18 protein-coding genes, 1 pseudogene and 1 other annotated feature are annotated in these 16,144 nt (G+C 45.3%); all 19 genes and pseudogenes read left to right on the top strand.

What is annotated here, in order from left to right:
- Nucleotides 1-417 precede the first annotated feature (417 nt).
- Complete coding sequence (gene cysS / locus DBT49_RS08380; protein ID WP_070558261.1) at nt 418-1,833, top strand: cysteine--tRNA ligase; 1,416 nt, start codon at nt 418-420, stop codon at nt 1,831-1,833.
- Nucleotides 1,833-2,237, top strand: a complete 405-nt coding sequence (locus tag DBT49_RS08375) for a Mini-ribonuclease 3 (RefSeq protein WP_070558263.1) — start codon at nt 1,833-1,835, stop codon at nt 2,235-2,237. Before cysS ends, DBT49_RS08375 begins: the two co-directional genes overlap by 1 nt.
- The gene (gene rlmB, locus DBT49_RS08370; protein ID WP_070558265.1) at nt 2,227-2,988 is read left to right on the top strand and encodes a 23S rRNA (guanosine(2251)-2'-O)-methyltransferase RlmB; all 762 of its coding nucleotides are present in this window, start codon (nt 2,227-2,229) and stop codon (nt 2,986-2,988) included. The genes DBT49_RS08375 and rlmB overlap by 11 nt, the downstream gene beginning before the upstream one ends.
- A gap of 25 nt (nt 2,989-3,013) precedes the next feature.
- Nucleotides 3,014-3,550 (top strand): NYN domain-containing protein, encoded by a 537-nt coding sequence (locus tag DBT49_RS08365; RefSeq protein ID WP_070558267.1) that lies wholly within the window; start codon nt 3,014-3,016, stop codon nt 3,548-3,550.
- Between the two features lie 21 nt (nt 3,551-3,571).
- On the top strand, nt 3,572-4,177 hold the full coding sequence (locus DBT49_RS08360) for a sigma-70 family RNA polymerase sigma factor (protein WP_224786518.1): 606 nt from the start codon (nt 3,572-3,574) through the stop codon (nt 4,175-4,177).
- Nucleotides 4,178-4,265: 88 nt separating this feature from the next.
- Nucleotides 4,266-4,418, top strand: a complete 153-nt coding sequence (gene rpmG / locus DBT49_RS08355; protein WP_060785005.1) for a 50S ribosomal protein L33 — start codon at nt 4,266-4,268, stop codon at nt 4,416-4,418.
- 22 nt (nt 4,419-4,440) lie between these two features.
- Nucleotides 4,441-4,605 carry a preprotein translocase subunit SecE gene (gene secE, locus DBT49_RS08350; RefSeq protein WP_064292597.1) on the top strand — a complete coding sequence of 55 codons (165 nt, stop codon included), beginning with the start codon at nt 4,441-4,443 and terminating at the stop codon, nt 4,603-4,605.
- A 124-nt stretch (nt 4,606-4,729) separates the two neighbouring features.
- Nucleotides 4,730-5,290, top strand: a complete 561-nt coding sequence (gene nusG / locus DBT49_RS08345; RefSeq protein WP_060778764.1) for a transcription termination/antitermination protein NusG — start codon at nt 4,730-4,732, stop codon at nt 5,288-5,290.
- 32 nt (nt 5,291-5,322) lie between these two features.
- On the top strand, nt 5,323-5,601 hold the full coding sequence (locus tag DBT49_RS08340; RefSeq protein ID WP_070558271.1) for a hypothetical protein: 279 nt from the start codon (nt 5,323-5,325) through the stop codon (nt 5,599-5,601).
- A gap of 141 nt (nt 5,602-5,742) precedes the next feature.
- Nucleotides 5,743-6,168, top strand: a complete 426-nt coding sequence (gene rplK, locus DBT49_RS08335) for a 50S ribosomal protein L11 (protein WP_013669514.1) — start codon at nt 5,743-5,745, stop codon at nt 6,166-6,168.
- A gap of 108 nt (nt 6,169-6,276) precedes the next feature.
- On the top strand, nt 6,277-6,978 hold the full coding sequence (gene rplA / locus DBT49_RS08330) for a 50S ribosomal protein L1 (RefSeq protein WP_064292599.1): 702 nt from the start codon (nt 6,277-6,279) through the stop codon (nt 6,976-6,978).
- A gap of 349 nt (nt 6,979-7,327) precedes the next feature.
- Nucleotides 7,328-7,467 (top strand) — a sequence feature (ribosomal protein L10 leader region).
- A gap of 37 nt (nt 7,468-7,504) precedes the next feature.
- Nucleotides 7,505-8,023: a 50S ribosomal protein L10 gene (gene rplJ, locus DBT49_RS08325; RefSeq protein ID WP_064293510.1), complete on the top strand. Its 519-nt coding sequence runs from the start codon at nt 7,505-7,507 to the stop codon at nt 8,021-8,023.
- A gap of 68 nt (nt 8,024-8,091) precedes the next feature.
- Nucleotides 8,092-8,463, top strand: coding sequence for a 50S ribosomal protein L7/L12 (gene rplL, locus DBT49_RS08320; RefSeq protein WP_060778761.1), 372 nt, complete (start codon nt 8,092-8,094; stop codon nt 8,461-8,463).
- 400 nt (nt 8,464-8,863) lie between these two features.
- The gene (locus DBT49_RS08315; RefSeq protein WP_070558273.1) at nt 8,864-9,844 is read left to right on the top strand and encodes a LacI family DNA-binding transcriptional regulator; all 981 of its coding nucleotides are present in this window, start codon (nt 8,864-8,866) and stop codon (nt 9,842-9,844) included.
- Between the two features lie 200 nt (nt 9,845-10,044).
- Nucleotides 10,045-10,992 (top strand): sugar kinase, encoded by a 948-nt coding sequence (locus DBT49_RS08310; RefSeq protein ID WP_070558275.1) that lies wholly within the window; start codon nt 10,045-10,047, stop codon nt 10,990-10,992.
- A 15-nt stretch (nt 10,993-11,007) separates the two neighbouring features.
- Nucleotides 11,008-12,000 (top strand): 2-keto-3-deoxygluconate permease, encoded by a 993-nt coding sequence (locus DBT49_RS08305; RefSeq protein WP_070558276.1) that lies wholly within the window; start codon nt 11,008-11,010, stop codon nt 11,998-12,000.
- Nucleotides 12,001-12,142: 142 nt separating this feature from the next.
- The gene (locus DBT49_RS08300; protein ID WP_083300390.1) at nt 12,143-12,745 is read left to right on the top strand and encodes a class I SAM-dependent methyltransferase; all 603 of its coding nucleotides are present in this window, start codon (nt 12,143-12,145) and stop codon (nt 12,743-12,745) included.
- A gap of 277 nt (nt 12,746-13,022) precedes the next feature.
- Complete coding sequence (locus DBT49_RS08295) at nt 13,023-14,240, top strand: quaternary amine ABC transporter ATP-binding protein (protein ID WP_070558280.1); 1,218 nt, start codon at nt 13,023-13,025, stop codon at nt 14,238-14,240.
- A pseudogene (locus DBT49_RS08290) lies at nt 14,233-15,979 on the top strand (ABC transporter permease/substrate binding protein). Before DBT49_RS08295 ends, DBT49_RS08290 begins: the two are co-directional and overlap by 8 nt.
- Nucleotides 15,980-16,144 lie beyond the last annotated feature (165 nt).

Below are 16,144 nucleotides of genomic sequence, written 5' to 3'. Positions count from 1 at the left end.
TTATGGCCCTTATTTTTGTTCAGCCGAGAGGAACTTTAATTTCCTCTTAGTCCATTCTCATGAGATCGCTTTCATTTCCTGAATAAGATATCCCTTTTTAATCAGGGCTGATCAAGAGAAACTCAGGGCATCTTGTATTGCAAAGAAGTGAATTTTTATAGCTGAAAATGATGGCTAATTTTAGAGTGGAAAATCCCACTAACACGGGCTTGGTTGACACTTTCTGAGGGGATTGGCTTTAATGAAGGAGCAGGGAGAATCTTATTTATTCCCTGCTAAAAAGAATGATCCCGGGAGAGGAGGATGCCAGAGGTCACGGCTTATTAAGGAGAGATTGTTAAAAAGCGGCAATCAATGGTAAAATGGTCCTAAGATTCTATTTGAACTATTGAATTTATTGCTGAAGGGATTTTAAAAATGTTAACAGTTTACAATACCTTAACCAAAGCGAAAGAAGAATTTCACCCCATTAATGACGGTAAGGTGAATATGTATGTGTGTGGACCAACTGTCTACAACTATATTCACATCGGTAATGCCCGCAGTATTGTGGCCTTTGACGTGATCCGTCGCTATTTGGAATACCGCGGCTATGAAGTGAACTTTGTCTCTAACTTCACCGACGTTGACGATAAAATTATTAAACGCAGCCAAGAAGAAGGAATCACTAGCCGTGAAGTTGCTGACAAATATATTGCCGCCTACTATGAAGATATTGACAAGCTTAATGTCAAACGGGCGACCCTCAATCCCCGGGTTCTGGAAAATATTGACGCTATTATTGAATTTGTCCAAGACCTGGTGGATAAGGACTATGCCTATGTGGTGGACGGAGATGTCTATTACCGGGCCCGGAGTTTTTCTTCTTACGGCAAATTGAGTGACCAATCCATTGATGACTTAAGAAGCGGTGCCAGCGAGCGTGTGAGTGCCGATGAACAAGGCAAGAAAGAGGATAGCGTGGACTTTGCCCTCTGGAAGGCGGCTAAGGCCGGCGAACCTTCCTGGGATTCCCCATGGGGGGCAGGACGGCCTGGTTGGCATATTGAATGCTCGGTCATGTCTACCCGTTACCTCGCCGATACCTTGGATATTCACGGTGGCGGCGCAGACTTAGTCTTCCCTCACCATGAAAATGAACGGGCCCAATCGGAAGCCCGGACCGGAAAAACCTTTGTGAACTACTGGTTACATAACGGCTTTGTGACTATGGGTGACGACGGGGAAAAGATGAGTAAGTCCTTAGGTAATTTTGTCCTCGCTCATGACCTTTTGAAAGAAGTCGAACCGACCATCGTGCGCTTCTTCCTAGCCAGTGCCCACTACCGGGCTCCGCTCAAGTTCAGCCACAGCAACTTGGAAGAAGCCCAAAGAAACTTGGAACGCTTGCAAACCGCCCATGATAATATCAACTATCGTTTACAAGATGCTAAGGAAAGTCTAGCAGATGATGAGAAAGAATTAGGTGAATTACAGGCCCTGGATGAACATTTTATCCAAGTTATGGATGATGATTTCAATGTTCCTAACGCCTTAACAGTGATTTATGAAGCCCTCAAACGGATTAATATCTATATGGAAGCTCCGCAAGTTTCCCAAGCAGTTCTTGAGGCCTATGACCAACAACTTAGCCAATGGTTAGCTATTATCGGCATTGAATTTCAAGATGCGACTATCCTGGATAGTGAAGTCCAAGCCCTCATTGAAGAAAGAGACCAAGCCCGCTTGGATAAGGACTATGACCGCAGTGATGCCATCCGCCAAGAGTTACTTGACCAAGGGATCATCTTGGATGACACCCCGCAAGGAACCCGTTGGAGAAGAAGTAAATAATGGATAAGAAGGCAGTCAAACAATTAAGCGGCCTGACCCTGGCTTATCTGGGTGACGCCGCCTGGGAAATCCAGGTACGGACCCATCTAGTGGCTAGTGGTCTCACCCGCCCCCATGATCTTCATGAGCGGGCCACCCACTTTGTCAGTGCCAAGGCCCAAGCTAAACTGGTCAAGCACTTGCTGGATAGTCAGGCTTTAACTGAAAGCGAAATTAGTATTTTTAAGCGGGGACGTAACAGCCAAAGTCACAGCTCAGCTAAAAATGCGGATATCCATTCCTACCGGCTAGCGACGGGTTTGGAAGCCTTAATGGGCTACTTATACCTGGTGGATACCGACCGCTTCCAGGCCTTGAGCCAAGCCAGCTTTGCATACTTAGAGGAGGATAAGGATGAGTCCTAAGTCAAAAAAATCGCCAAAAGATTTCGTTTTGGGCTACCATGCGGTCCAAGCCGCCCTGGACAGCTCACAAGAAATCTACCAAGCCTACCTGCAAGAAGGCCAACATTCTAAACGCCATCAAGCAGTCGAAAAGGGCTTGAAGGATCGCCAGATTCCCATCAGCTATCGGTCTAAGCGCGATTTGGATCAGTTGACCCAAGGAGCGAACCACCAAGGTTTTGTTTTAGAAGTGGCAGCCTACCAGTATTATAGTGTGGATGATTTATTCCAAGTGGCTAAAGACTGCGAGGAAGATCCTTTCTTTATCCTCTTGGACGGGATTATGGACCCCCATAACCTGGGCAGTATTTTACGGACGGCGGATGCCTGTGGGGCACATGGAATTATTATTCCTAAGCACCGGGCAGCTGGAGTGACCCCGACCGTGGCTAAGATTTCGACTGGGGCCATTGAATACCTGCCCGTAGCCCGGGTAACCAACTTGACCCAAACCATTGAAGTGTTGAAGGAAAGGGGTCTGTGGGTCTTTGGTACCGACATGGAAGGCCAAGACTATTGGGACATGGATGCCAGCTTACCAATCGCCGTAGTCATTGGTAACGAAGAGAAGGGGATTTCTCCCCGGGTCAAAAAGTCCTTAGATGGGGTATTAACCATTCCTATGCGGGGCCATGTTCAGAGCTTGAATGCCAGTGTGGCGGCAGCTTTAGTCATGTATGAAGTCTATGGGAAAAGGCGGCTGACCCCTTAAGAAATGCCAAGGTGGTGAAATGTGTATGCGCAGGGAAGTACTTATTGTGGATGGCTATAATATGATCGGGGCTTGGCCAGAACTGGTTAAACTCAAGGGCCAAGACGATATTGAAGGCGCCCGCGACCAATTGCTACAGCGCTTGTCTAATTATGCGGCTTACCATGCCTTGGCATGCTGGGTAGTTTTTGATGCCATGTTTGTCCCGGGACTCTCCAAGTCTTATAAGAAGTACCGCTTGAATGTAGTCTTTACTGCTGAAGGGCAGACGGCAGACTCCTACATTGAAGCCATGATCCAGCGCCAGGTGGGCGTCTTGACCAATGTCACGGTCGCTACCTCTGACCTGGCTGAACAGCGGCTGGTCTTTCAACAGGGGGCTATTCGCCAATCCGCCCTGGAACTCTTAAAGAATGTTCAGCAAACCGAAAAAAAGATCCGCCGGGGCGAAAAGAATCACGACCGGCTCGCCTTGAATTATCAAAGGCGAAATCCGTGGACCTTTCACCAATTACAAACGCTCAAGAACCTGCTGGATGATCTCAGTCAGAGTGAGGAGTAATGGAGTGATACCGTGGAAGAAATGCTTTCCTATGAGGAAATGGAAAACCAAGATTTAATTCATTTGTTAGTGGAAGGCCGCGATGACCAGGCCTTTGAAGTTTTATATGAGCGCCATCGTTCAACCGTTTATTTCTTTTTGCGTAAGTATTACGGCCATATTGAAGATGTAGATGACTATTTTCAATTAGCGGCCATCAGTCTCTATGAAGTCTGCCAGGACTTCCAGGCCCTGGGTTACAGCTATAGTCTTTTTTCTGCCTTAGGGCGACGAATTGAAAGTCGGATCATTGACCAAATGCGTAAGCAAGCTTCCAAAAAACGCCTTCCCAAGGCCAAAAGGGTCTACTATGACGGAATCGTTTGTGAGGACGGAGGGCCTGCCTTCCTTAACCAGATTCCCCAACGGCATTATTCCAGTCCGGACCAGGCCTATCTATTGAAGGAAAGCTATCAATCTTACCAGCTGACCCTATCTCCCTTAGAAAGGGCGGTCTTAAATGGTCACCTGGCCCAAAAAAGTGATGAGACCTTGGCCCAAGAATTAGGGGTGTCAACCAAGCAGGTGAGACATGCCTATTACCGCTTACGGGCCAAGTGGCGCCGTCACCAGGCGGAAGAGGATTAACTGGCCGGGCACTTTTCCTAAGAAAAAGTTGACTTTACTACTTAAAGTCGTTACCATGTTTAAGATGGAAGAGAAAAGGGGCTTGACTATGGCATCCAATAAAATCATTTTAGCTTGTTCTGAGTGTGGGTCTCGTAATTACACCATTAAAAGTAATAACACGGCCCGTACCGAGCGACTTGAAGTAAAAAAGTACTGTCGCTTTTGTAACAAGCACACCTTGCATAAGGAAACCAAGTAGGATTAGTTATTGAGGAGAGCATATGATTAACGCATTTAAAGAACTAAAAAAGGTCACCTGGCCGAGCGGACGTGAATTACGTCGCGACACCGCGATCGTTATCGTTACCATTATCATCATGGCCGTCTTCTTAGGGCTCACTGATGAGATCGTCACCCAATTATTTAACCTCTATATTCAACTCTAAAGGGACAGACAGGCCGCCTACTGGGCGCTTGCCTCTCTTTGTGAGTGTGGTATAATAACAGCAAGTAAACAAGGACCTTTCCCTAGCGGAAGGTTTTTTCATTTAGGATAAAAAGGAGAGAGTTATGGCGACTGAAATTGAACCACAAAAACAATGGTATGTCCTGCATACCTATTCAGGATACGAAAATAAAGTCAAAGAAAACTTGGAAAGCCGGATTACTTCCATGGATATGGAAGAATATATCTTCCGTGTGGTCGTTCCAGAAGAAGAAAAATTACAAAAAACCAAATCAGGCCAAGAAAAAGTAGTCAAGACCCAAACCTTCCCGGGTTATGTCTTCGTGGAAATGATTATGAGTGACGAAGCCTGGTTCGTGGTCCGCAATACCCCTAACGTGACCGGTTTCCTCGGCTCTCACGGTCAAGGGTCTAAGCCCGTCCCCTTACTTCCAGATGAAGTTCACCGTCTCTTACGTTCTCAAGGTATCTCTGCGCCTAAACGTGATATTAGCTTTGAAGATGGCGAAGTGGTGGAAGTTATCGATGGCGCCTTCCTTGGTTTAGAGGGTCGGATTGAAGAAATCGACGAAGAACACCAAAAACTCAAATTAACTATTGAAATGTTTGGTCGGGAAACCATTGCTGAAGTGGACTTTGACCAAGTGGATAAGCTAGACGCCTAAGTCTAGTTCATTGACGAGGGGAGGAGTAGGACATGGCTTGGTTATGGCTATTTTTATTGGCGGTTGTTATCGGTAGCTTGTTGGGTCAAGTGCTCAACCACAAGGTCAAAGCGGGCGCTATCCTGCCTTGTATCTTCTGGACCTTATTGGGAGCCGGACTGGGCCAAGTCTTAGTGAGTGGCTGGAATCTCTTTGTGGCTTCGCTCGCCTGGCTGACCGTCCTCCCCTTAGCTATCCTATTTGGGATGGCCTATAGTGCCTACTATAATTACCGACACCGCTACCGTAGTGACCAAATGGAGAAAAGATAAAATATCACTTGCAAAGTGTGTTGCTTTGTGCTTTAATAATAAATTGTGTACGTCCTCTTAGAAGACGCTACAACTGTGGGAGGAGAAATCTTTAAACTCCACTAAACCACAACACGGACAAGAACTAAGGAGGAATGTTTCGTGGCTAAAAAAGTAGACTCAGTTGTTAAATTACAAATCCCTGCTGGGCAAGCAAGTCCTGCACCACCTGTTGGTCCTGCATTAGGTCAAGCGGGTATTAACATTATGGGATTCTGTAAAGAATTTAACGCTAAAACTCAAGAACAACAAGGATACGTTATTCCTGTTGTGATTACTGTTTATGAAGACCGTTCATTTACTTTTGTTACCAAGACCCCACCAGCAGCAGACTTATTGAAGAAAGCCGCTAATGTGGAAAAAGGTTCCGGCGAACCTAACAAGAACAAAGTCGCTACCGTAACAAAAGATCAAGTACGTGAAATTGCAGAAACCAAAATGCAAGATCTTAACGCAGCCGACGTTGAAGCTGCTATGCGTTTGATTGAAGGTACTGCACGTTCAATGGGAATCGTTGTAGAAGGCTAATCCCTAGCAAACGTTGTCTAGATCGCTCAGTCAATCGCCATAACGCCTAATACGGTGTTATGAGTGGGAGGACTATCCGTTAAAACCACATAGGAGGAATGAAATAAAATGGCAAAACAATCTAAGAAATTAAAAGCAGCATACGAAAAAATCGATGCGACTAAAAAATACGATGCCAAAGAGGCTATCGAATTATTAAAAGACATTGACTTCGCTAATTTTGATGCTTCCTTTGAAGTATCTTACCGTTTAGGGATTGAAGTGAAGAAAAACGACCAACAAATCCGTGGGGCTATGGTTCTACCTAAAGGAACCGGTAAGAGCCAAACTGTTTTAGTCTTTGCTCAAGGTGAAAAAGCTCAAGAAGCTAAAGACGCAGGTGCTGATTATGTTGGCGACGACGACTTAGTTCAAAAAATCAACGATGGTTGGATGGACTTTGACGTTGTTGTAGCAACCCCAGACATGATGGGTAAAATCGGTCGTTTAGGTCGGGTATTAGGACCTAAAGGTTTAATGCCTAACCCTAAAACTGGTACCGTTACCCAAGATGTGACTAAAGCAGTTAACGACATCAAAGCTGGTCAAATTGAATACCGTGCTGACAACGGTGGGAACGTTCATACCTTAATTGGTAAAGTTTCCTTCAGCACTGAAGACTTACTTGAAAACTTCAAGGCTATTCATGATACCTTAGTTCGTGAAAAACCAGCTGCAGCTAAGGGTCGTTACATCAGAAACTTAGTCATCACCACCACCATGGGACCTGGTATCCAAGTAGACCCAAGCTCAATCGGTGAAGACATCTAATTGAATGAAAGAAGAGACTGTGGTAAAAATCACGGTCTTTTTTTTGCTTACAATTAGTCTTAAAATAAAATGTACTTGGTAAATCGTTATGAGCAGGAGTGGCGCTTTGAAATGGGTCGTTAGCCATGAATAAGCAAGCGATGTGAATTACCGGATAGTAGGCATCAGCCGTACTAGCCGTTTGAAGCTCGCTAAGTGAGGGACCTTGGCCCGAACTGGTGCCATGGCTTTTCAACGACCACATTTCAAAAGCAGAACGGATGCTCATAACGACTTACAACTAAGTCGATATTTTTTAAAAGAAGTGTTGACAAGTTCAAGTGATTTGAGTATTATATTTAATGTTGATTATTTAAATCAAAGCGAACCGAAGACAGTTAGTGGCTCTGGGCCTTAATTTCTAACCGAGGGAGATAATAACACTATAAGCCTTATAGTGTCTGCATAATCTCTGTGTCTTTTGGGGACATGGAGTTTTTTATTGCTTATAAAAAACTCTATCTTATTTTATCGGAGGTGAAACTGAGTGAGTGAACAAGCTATTGCTAAAAAACAACAAGAAGTTGATGCAATTGTTGAACGTATTAATAATTCAATTTCCTTCGTGGTAGTTGACTATTTAGGTCTTACAGTTTCTGAGGTTACTGAGTTGCGTAAACAATTACGTGACGAAGATGTTTTCTTCAAGGTAATTAAGAATACCATGATGCGTCGTGCTTTAGACCAAGCTGGTATTGAATACCATGAAGAAGTCTTCCAAGGACCTACTGCTGTGGCTTTCAGTGCTGAAGATGCTGTTGCACCAGCACGTATCTTAGCAAACTTTGCTAAGGATGCTGATGCCCTATCACTTAAGGGTGGGGTTATCGATGGTAAGATCATGTCTAAAGAAGAAATCCACAAGATTGCTTCCTTACCAAGCCGCGACGGTTTACTATCTATGTTACTTTCTGTATTGCAAGCACCAGTCCGCAACGTGGCTTATGCTGTTAAAGCAGTACAAGACAAGATGGAAGAAGATGCTCCAGCTGAAGCAGCTGAATAATCAGTGGCTTTTAGCTTAATGATGTAGAATCCCAAAGAAATCACTTAAATAAATGGAGGAATTTAAAGATGGCTTTAAATATTGAACAAATTATTGCTGACTTAAAAGAAGCAACAATCTTAGAATTAGCTGACTTAGTATCAGCAATTGAAGAAGAATTCGGCGTTTCTGCTGCAGCTCCTGTAGCAGTTGCAGGTGCAGGTGCTGGTGAAGCAGCAGCTGAAGAAAAAACTGACTTCGACGTTGAATTAACCGAAGCAGGCGCAGCTAAGATCAAAGTGATCAAAGCTGTTCGTGAAGCTACTGGCTTAGGCTTGAAAGAAGCTAAAGACTTAGTTGACGGCGCTCCAGCAGTTGTTAAAGAAGGTCTTCCTAAAGAAGAAGCTGAAGCTCTTAAAGCTGCTATCGAAGAAGCCGGCGGTAAAGCTGAACTTAAATAATCATTCTAATGATGAAAAGGGTTGTAACAACAGTTACAGCTCTTTTTTTTATTAGAGTGTGACAGTCACGCCAAAGGACGAAACCGCTACGCATACTATATCTGTAACTCGCTGACGCTTCGAACAGCTATAGCAACTGGAAGAAAAGAGCAAAAATTCTGAAAAGAAATTCTTGCACTTTAGTGAAGTGGAGATCGATCTGCACCCGAAATACGTTTTAGATATATTCATAACTCAAAGAGTTTAAGGTGTTTTGTCTTAAGCTCTTTTTATTTACTGAGGAATTGTCATCAGCATGGCTAATAAGCTCCTTGAAGGCGATGAAAAAGCATATTATCTTTCAAAAAATCCCCTCCCGGTCTGCTATAATAGATAGGACTAAATGGGAAAGGGATTAGTAATGAATAAACGTGTGACCATCCAAGAAGTTGCCGACCAAGCCGGGGTGTCTAAGACCACGGTGTCGCGCTATCTGAATAAGAAATATCATAAAATGTCGCCCGCTACCAAAAAGCGGATAAAAGCCGTCATTGAAGAGCTCGACTACCGACCTAGCCGTCAAGCCCAGGCGCTCAAATCCAAGCGCTCCTATTTAATTGGTGTGGTCATTGCCGATATTTCCAATATGTACGCTTCCTTATTGCTCAAGGGGATGAGCCAGGTCTTCAATCAGGCTAAGTGGCAGATGATCATCTTGGATTCCTTAGGGGAGGTTGACTTGGAAAACCAATATCTGGAACGCCTAATTGATCAAAATGTCGATGGGATTATCCTCCAACCAGCGGCCATCACTAGTGAGAATTACCAGTTTATTGAAGACATGCAGCTCCCCCTCATCCTGGCTGACCGGAAAACCTATCCTAGTCAGTGGTTAACCATTGGAACTGATAACGAAGCGGTTATTAGCCGGCTCTTTGACCAGGTGAATCTGGCCGACTACCAGTCCTTTGTAGTGGTGAGTGAAGTCCTGGCACCGGTCTCTACCCGACAAGACCGCTATCAGGCCGTCGTTACGGCCTGTGCGCCTGCTCCCGTCCAATTAATTGAAGTAGGGCAAAAAAACTGGCAGGAAGCGATCCTAGGCTTTGCTGGCCAACAAAAGACGCTCTTTTTCTGCAATAATGGCCGAGTAATGATTGAAGTCTTGCGTATATTGAAGCAAGGACACTTCCAGGTCCCCCAAGAGGTGGGGGTGACGGGCTTTGACGACTGGCACATGACTGATATGATAGGTCCGGGGATTACCAGTATTGAACAACCCACGGAAAGGATCGGGGCAGCCCTAGCGGAAAACTTACTACAAGCCATAGAGTCTCAAAAAAGCCTGAAAGCCGGTTATCGAGCCATCCCCTCCCATATTTCTCTACGGTCCTCAGTTTAATGGAAAACAAAGATAATACTAGTGAAGGAAACAGTAAGTGCCTCCTGGGGCACTTTTTTAATAAATACTATCGAAGCGCTTACATTTTTCCTTGACTTTTCTTGCTTTTGTCTTTATTCTTTAATTAGGAAACCGGTTAACCTACTTTCGAACCGGTTAATCTGACAGTGTAGTGAGAAGACTTAGAGGAGGCAATCAATATGCATTTAGATTTTGTAACTTTTGGTGAACCTTTATATATGTTTTATGCTAATGAACCGGGCGCTTTAGAAGACGTCAATAACTGGTCTCGAGCTCTAGCGGGAGCGGAAACCAATGTGGCTGCGGGCTTATGCCGTTTAGGGCACTCAACTGGTCTGGTGACCAAGTTAGGTGAGGACATGTTGGGCCGCTTTATCACCAAGGCCATGGCTAAGGAAGGTATTGATACTACGGGTGTTCAAACCACGGATGAACGCTTTACTGGTTGGTACATTAAGGAAAAGAACGAAGAAGATGACCCTGCTATTGAATACTTCCGTAAGGGCTCAGCCGCTTCAACCATGAGTGTGGAAGACTTTGACGAAGATTATTTTGGCCAAGCAGACTATATGCATGTGACTTCCATCTTTGCAGCTTTATCAGAGGACTGCTATAACTTCTCCAAGAAAGCAGTGGAATACATGCACAAGGCGGGTAAGGTAATTTCCTTCGACCCTAACTTGCGTCCACAATTATGGGACCATGACCGCATGGTTGAATTCGTCAACGAAACCGCTAAATCCGTGGACATCTTCCTACCTGGTTTAGAAGAAGGGAAGATCTTAACGGGTTTAGACAAGGCGGAAGATATCGCCAAATTCTACCTGGACTTGGGTGTGAAAATTGTGATCGTTAAAACCGGGGCTTCCGGAGCTTACTACGCAACTAGTGACGGTAAGAGTGGCCAAGTAGCCGGTTACCAAGTCACTCCAATTGATACAGTTGGCGCCGGTGACGGTTTTGCGGTGGGTGTGATTTCTGGCTTGAAGGAAGGCCTATCCTTAGAAGACAGTATCTTGCGCGGTAACGCCATTGGAGCTCGTCAAGTGACCTTTGAAGGTGACAATGACGGCTTGCCTAACCAAGAAGAATTGGAAGAATTTATGGTCAATACCAAACGGGCTTAAGGAAGGTGGTCAAAGATGAAAATTGAAAAATCCATTGCTAAAATCCCGGGCGGAAATATTATTGTGCCCCTCTTAGCGGGGACCTTACTCAACACCCTCTGGCCCACAGCCCACGAATACTTTGGTGGGGTGACTGGGGCCTACTTGACCGGGTCATCCGCTGTCCTGTTCTGTTTCTTCTTCTGTGTGGGGGCCTCAGTCAACCTCAATGCTTCTGGGGGCTATATTGCGAAGAAGGGCTTACTCTTATCAGGAGGCCGGCTCTTAATTGCTTTGGCTCTGGGCTTAATCCTTGGTGCCATTCTACCAGCAGAAGGCATTCAAAGCGGTCTCCTCACTGGGGTATCCACTCTGGCAGTAGTGACCGCCTTTAGTCAAACCAATGGGGGACTTTATGTGTCGATTATTCCTGAAGGGCGTGAATATGACCTGGCCGCCTTTCCCATGATTGCTATCCAATCAGGGCCCTTCTTTACTATGTTGATCCTCGGCTTAACCGGGGCCAGCTTCCCATTTGGTTCCATCGTGTCTACCCTCTTACCTTTTGCCTTAGGTTTAATTGGAGGGACCTTGGACTCCGACGTGCGCGATAAGTATGCGCCTGGGGTAGGGATTTTGATTCCCTTCTTTATCTTTGCCTTAGGTTATACCCTGAACTTTAAGACCATATTCCAAGCCGGACTTAGCGGCGTGATCGTTGGTGTGGCTGTGGTACTAGTTACCGGTGGCTTGCTCTCCTTCTTAGATATTAAATGGTTAGGTTCTGACGGCGTTGCGGGTTGGGCCCAATCCTCTACTGCTGGGGCTGCTGTTGCCGTTCCAGCTGTGATTGCGGGAATCTCTGAACAGTTCCAACCGGTAGCTGAATCAGCCACCGCCATTGTAGCGACTTCCGTGATCGTGACCGCAATCTTGACCCCACTGGTTACTTCCTGGGCGAGAAAACAAGCAGAGAAGAAAAACCTGCCCGAAGCCCCCAGTGAAGTCTTAAAAGAAGTGAAAAAATAAGTCAATAGCAGCGGGCTGAAGCCCTAAATGAAACAAAGCAACTAGCGATGGCAGACAATCTGACCATCGCTTTTTTGATAGAGAAAATTTCCTTGTGACTAGGGGAATCTACCAGTAAAATAGGAGGAAAGGATGTGAAGTGATGAGTCATCAATATTTTGAAGATAACAGCCAATTGGCCCATGATAAGAAGACCTGGCAGACCGTGGTCGATGGGCGGACTTATGAATTTATCACCGATAGTGGGGTTTTTTCGCGGGGGCGCTTAGACTATGGTACCCGGGTGATGCTGGAAGCTCTCTTAAAGCAAGGGAAGTCTTATCATAAGATCCTGGACTTGGGCTCAGGCTACGGTCCAGTCGGGGTGGTACTCGGTGACCATTATCCCGAAGCCCACTTGGACCTAGTTGATGTCAATGAACGGGCTCTGGCCTTGGCCAAGGAAAATTTAGCCTTGAACCAGGTAGGACCAGCTAACTTTTACCTTTCATCGGCCTATGAAGGCCTCAGCGACCATGATTATGACCTGATTATCACCAATCCTCCTATTCGAGCCGGGAAGAAAGTGGTCCACGCCTTTATTGAAGGGGCCTATGACCACTTGGAAGCAGGGGGAGACCTGGTGGTAGTGATCCAAAAGAAACAAGGCGCTCCCAGTGCTAAAAAGAAAATGGAAGAGGTCTTTAATAACGTGACCGAGATTGACCGCGACAAGGGCTACTGGGTCTTGGTCAGCCAACGCTAAGTCGATCAAAAGGGTTAGCATTTAGACGGAAATTTTAATAAAAATAAAAATTCTTAGAAAAGCCTTTACATTGTATTAAAAGTGAAAAAAGTCTAGAAAAAAAGCCGCCGCTTATGCCTATTGCTAAGCGGTTTTTTTAATTTTATGAGAAAAAGATGAGAAAAATGAGAAAAACTCTCTTCAGACAGACAGGCTAGCCATAAGTTTTGAAATATAGCCTGGCTTTTGATAGGTTTATTATTGTGTTTTTATTATCAATTGCGAGAGAGGAGAAATTATGGCGTCAATAAAAGTAGAAAATTTGACTAAAATATTTGGCTCAGCCCAAGCCATAGATAAAGCGAAAAAATTAGTGGAAAAGGGTGAATCCAAAGAAGAAATCGTTAACCAAACCGGCGCCACGGTTGGGGTTTACGATGCTTCTTTTGAAGTCAATGATGGCGAAATCTTTGTCATTATGGGACTCTCTGGTTCAGGGAAGTCAACCTTACTGCGGATGCTTAACCGCCTGATTGAACCGACCCATGGCCAGGTAAGTATTGATGGGGAAAGTGTCACCCAAGCTAATGATGAAGAATTGCGCAATATCCGCCGCAAGAAAGTTAGCATGGTTTTCCAAAGTTTTGCGCTTTTCCCTCATAAAACCATTCTCGAAAATACCGAATTTGGTCTAGAAATTCAAGGTGTTGACGGAGAAGAAAGACGGAAACGGGCCCAAGATGCCTTAGAAACCATGGGCCTATCCGCCTACCAAGACCAACTGCCAGAACAATTATCTGGTGGTATGCAGCAACGGGTAGGTTTGGCGAGAGCTTTAGCTAGCGATACCGACATCCTCTTAATGGATGAAGCCTTCTCTGCCTTAGACCCCTTGATTCGTGCCAACATGCAAGATGAACTCATTGAGCTGCAAAGTAAGCTCAATAAGACCATCGTCTTTATTACCCACGACTTAGATGAAGCTTTACGTTTAGGTGACCGGATTGTCTTGATGCGTAATGGTCACATTGAACAAATTGGTACTGGGGAAGAAATCTTAGAAAATCCTGCCAATGACTATGTAGAAACCTTCGTTGGCGGCGTGGACCGGTCCAAGGTCTTTACTGCTGAAAATGCTATGGAAGCTCCGGGCTATGTCTTCAATAAGGACCGGGTCGGAGCTCGCGTGGCCTTGAAGATTATGCAAAACGAGCATACCTCGACCTTGTATGTGATTGACGGGGACCGTAAAATCCATGGTTATGTCACTGACAAGGACCTGGCTGACTTAATCCGCCAAAATAAACATACGAAGAATATCCATGTGGATGAAATTATCCGTACCGATAATCCTTTGGTCAATCGCAATACTCCAATTAACGAAATGTATGACCTCATGAGTGATACCAATATGCCGATCGCGGTGGTTGACGATGACGAACGCTTGCTCGGCTATGTGGACCGTCGCTTAGTGATTGACCAATTATCTGGACAAGGAGGCGATAACAATGAATAATATCCTATTATTTCCCTTAGACCCCCTACCAGTTGCTGACTGGGTGGAAGCAGCCACCAATTGGCTAACTACGACTTTCTCAGGACTCTTTGATGTGGTCCAAAGTATCGGGTCAACCGTGATGAACTCGGTGAATGATGTCTTACTATGGTTCCCACCGTTTTTATTCATTCTCCTAGTGGCTGTCTTGGCCTACTTTGCTACCAATCGTCGCTTCGGAGTTCCAGTCTTTGTCCTGCTTGGTTTGGGTTATGTCCTCAACCAAGGTTTGTGGAGTCAGTTGACCCAAACCATTACTTTGGTCCTGATTTCCTCCTTGGTCTCCATTATTATTGGGATTCCATTAGGGATTTTGTCGGCCAAAAGTAAGTGGGTTCACATTATCCTCAAACCGATTCTGGACTTTATGCAAACCATGCCGGCCTTCGTTTACCTGATTCCGGCGGTAGCCTTCTTTGGAATTGGGATGGTACCGGGAGTCTTCGCTTCCGTGATCTTTGCCCTCCCACCAACGGTTCGTTTTACCGAGCTGGGGATTACCCAAATTTCTACCGAATTGATCGAGGCAGCCGACGCTTTCGGGTCAACCCCATGGCAAAAACTCTTTAAGGTAGAACTTCCCTTAGCCCAAGCCACCATTATGGCTGGGGTCAACCAAACCGTGATGCTAGCGCTATCCATGGTCGTTACTGGTTCCATGATTGGGGCACCAGGTTTAGGACGCGATGTCCTATCGGCCTTACAACGGGCCCAAGTCGGTAGTGGTTTCGTGGCTGGTTTAGCCATCGTTATCTTAGCCATCGTGGTTGACCGGATTACTAATGGCTTTGCCTCACGTGATAAGTAAAGGAGGATGAACATTGTTTAAAAAAATTGCCCTCGCTCTCTTAGCTGTCCTTGGCTTACTCTTAACCTTTGGGAGTGAAGATTCCTATAAAAGTAGCCTCTTTTCAGGAGGCGGAGCTGGTGGCGAAACCGTTACCCTAGCTTATGTGAACTGGGACAGTGAAGTGGCTTCAACGCAAGTGATTGCTGAAGTCTTACGCCAAGAAGGCTTTAACGTTGAACAAGTTCCCTTGGATAACGCCATCATGTGGTCTTCAGTGGCCAGTGGCGAATCGGATGCCATGGTGTCGGCCTGGTTACCGATTACTCATGGGGAGCAAATTGAACAGTATGGTGACCAAATTGTTCATGCAGGGGTCAGTCTTGAAGGCGCCCGTACTGGTCTAGTGGTACCAACCTATATGGACCAAGTCAACTCTATTGAAGACTTGAGTTCAGAAGCCGGCCAAACCATTACCGGGATTGAACCGGGAGCCGGCATTATGGCCTCCACTGAGAAAGCGCTCCAAGAATACCCAAATCTAGGATCTTGGAACTTAGCTTCTTCATCCTCAGGGGCCATGGCGACTTCTCTAGGCCAAGCCTACAATAACCAAGAAGAGATTGTGGTAACGGGTTGGAACCCCCACTGGAAATTTGCTAAGTATGACTTGAAATACTTGGAAGATCCGAAAGGGGTTTACGGCGAAGGAGAAACCATTAACACCTATACCCGTCAAGGTTTCCAAGAAGACAACCCTCGGGCTTATCAAATCCTAGCCAACTTCCATTGGTCCCTTGAAGACATGGAATCCGTGATGTTAGAGATTGCTAACGGGACGGATCCTAGTCAAGCCGCTCAAAAATGGATTGAAGCCAATCCAGACAAGGTTAGTGAATGGACAGCGGAATAGCCCATTCGCTGACAAAAGCAAGAAAACAAAAACCATGAATTCACAAGCAAGCTTTTTTTAAAAAGAAAGCTTGCTTTTTTGCTTGTTGTCATAGTATAATGAATCTGTGAAATAAATCACTAACTTTGGATACTAACAAAGGAAAAAGCAATTATTAAGAAAGGA

The sequence above is a fragment of the Aerococcus mictus genome (assembly GCF_003286595.3).
GTDB lineage: Bacteria > Bacillota > Bacilli > Lactobacillales > Aerococcaceae > Aerococcus > Aerococcus mictus.
The sequence above is the reverse complement of the archived record's forward strand: the minus strand, read 5'-3'. Positions and strand labels throughout refer to the sequence as shown.

Excerpts from the sequence above, each read along its gene's own strand:
- cysS (WP_070558261.1), top strand. The coding sequence starts at position 418 with ATGTTAACAGTTTACAATACCTTAACCAAAGCGAAAGAAGAATTTCAC.
- DBT49_RS08375 (WP_070558263.1), top strand. The coding sequence starts at position 1,833 with ATGGATAAGAAGGCAGTCAAACAATTAAGCGGCCTGACCCTGGCTTAT.
- rlmB (WP_070558265.1), top strand. The coding sequence starts at position 2,227 with ATGAGTCCTAAGTCAAAAAAATCGCCAAAAGATTTCGTTTTGGGCTAC.
- DBT49_RS08365 (WP_070558267.1), top strand. The coding sequence starts at position 3,014 with ATGCGCAGGGAAGTACTTATTGTGGATGGCTATAATATGATCGGGGCT.
- DBT49_RS08360 (WP_224786518.1), top strand. The coding sequence starts at position 3,572 with ATGCTTTCCTATGAGGAAATGGAAAACCAAGATTTAATTCATTTGTTA.
- rpmG (WP_060785005.1), top strand. The coding sequence starts at position 4,266 with ATGGCATCCAATAAAATCATTTTAGCTTGTTCTGAGTGTGGGTCTCGT.
- secE (WP_064292597.1), top strand. The coding sequence starts at position 4,441 with ATGATTAACGCATTTAAAGAACTAAAAAAGGTCACCTGGCCGAGCGGA.
- nusG (WP_060778764.1), top strand. The coding sequence starts at position 4,730 with ATGGCGACTGAAATTGAACCACAAAAACAATGGTATGTCCTGCATACC.
- DBT49_RS08340 (WP_070558271.1), top strand. The coding sequence starts at position 5,323 with ATGGCTTGGTTATGGCTATTTTTATTGGCGGTTGTTATCGGTAGCTTG.
- rplA (WP_064292599.1), top strand. The coding sequence starts at position 6,277 with ATGGCAAAACAATCTAAGAAATTAAAAGCAGCATACGAAAAAATCGAT.
- rplL (WP_060778761.1), top strand. The coding sequence starts at position 8,092 with ATGGCTTTAAATATTGAACAAATTATTGCTGACTTAAAAGAAGCAACA.
- DBT49_RS08315 (WP_070558273.1), top strand. The coding sequence starts at position 8,864 with ATGAATAAACGTGTGACCATCCAAGAAGTTGCCGACCAAGCCGGGGTG.
- DBT49_RS08310 (WP_070558275.1), top strand. The coding sequence starts at position 10,045 with ATGCATTTAGATTTTGTAACTTTTGGTGAACCTTTATATATGTTTTAT.
- DBT49_RS08305 (WP_070558276.1), top strand. The coding sequence starts at position 11,008 with ATGAAAATTGAAAAATCCATTGCTAAAATCCCGGGCGGAAATATTATT.
- DBT49_RS08300 (WP_083300390.1), top strand. The coding sequence starts at position 12,143 with ATGAGTCATCAATATTTTGAAGATAACAGCCAATTGGCCCATGATAAG.
- DBT49_RS08295 (WP_070558280.1), top strand. The coding sequence starts at position 13,023 with ATGGCGTCAATAAAAGTAGAAAATTTGACTAAAATATTTGGCTCAGCC.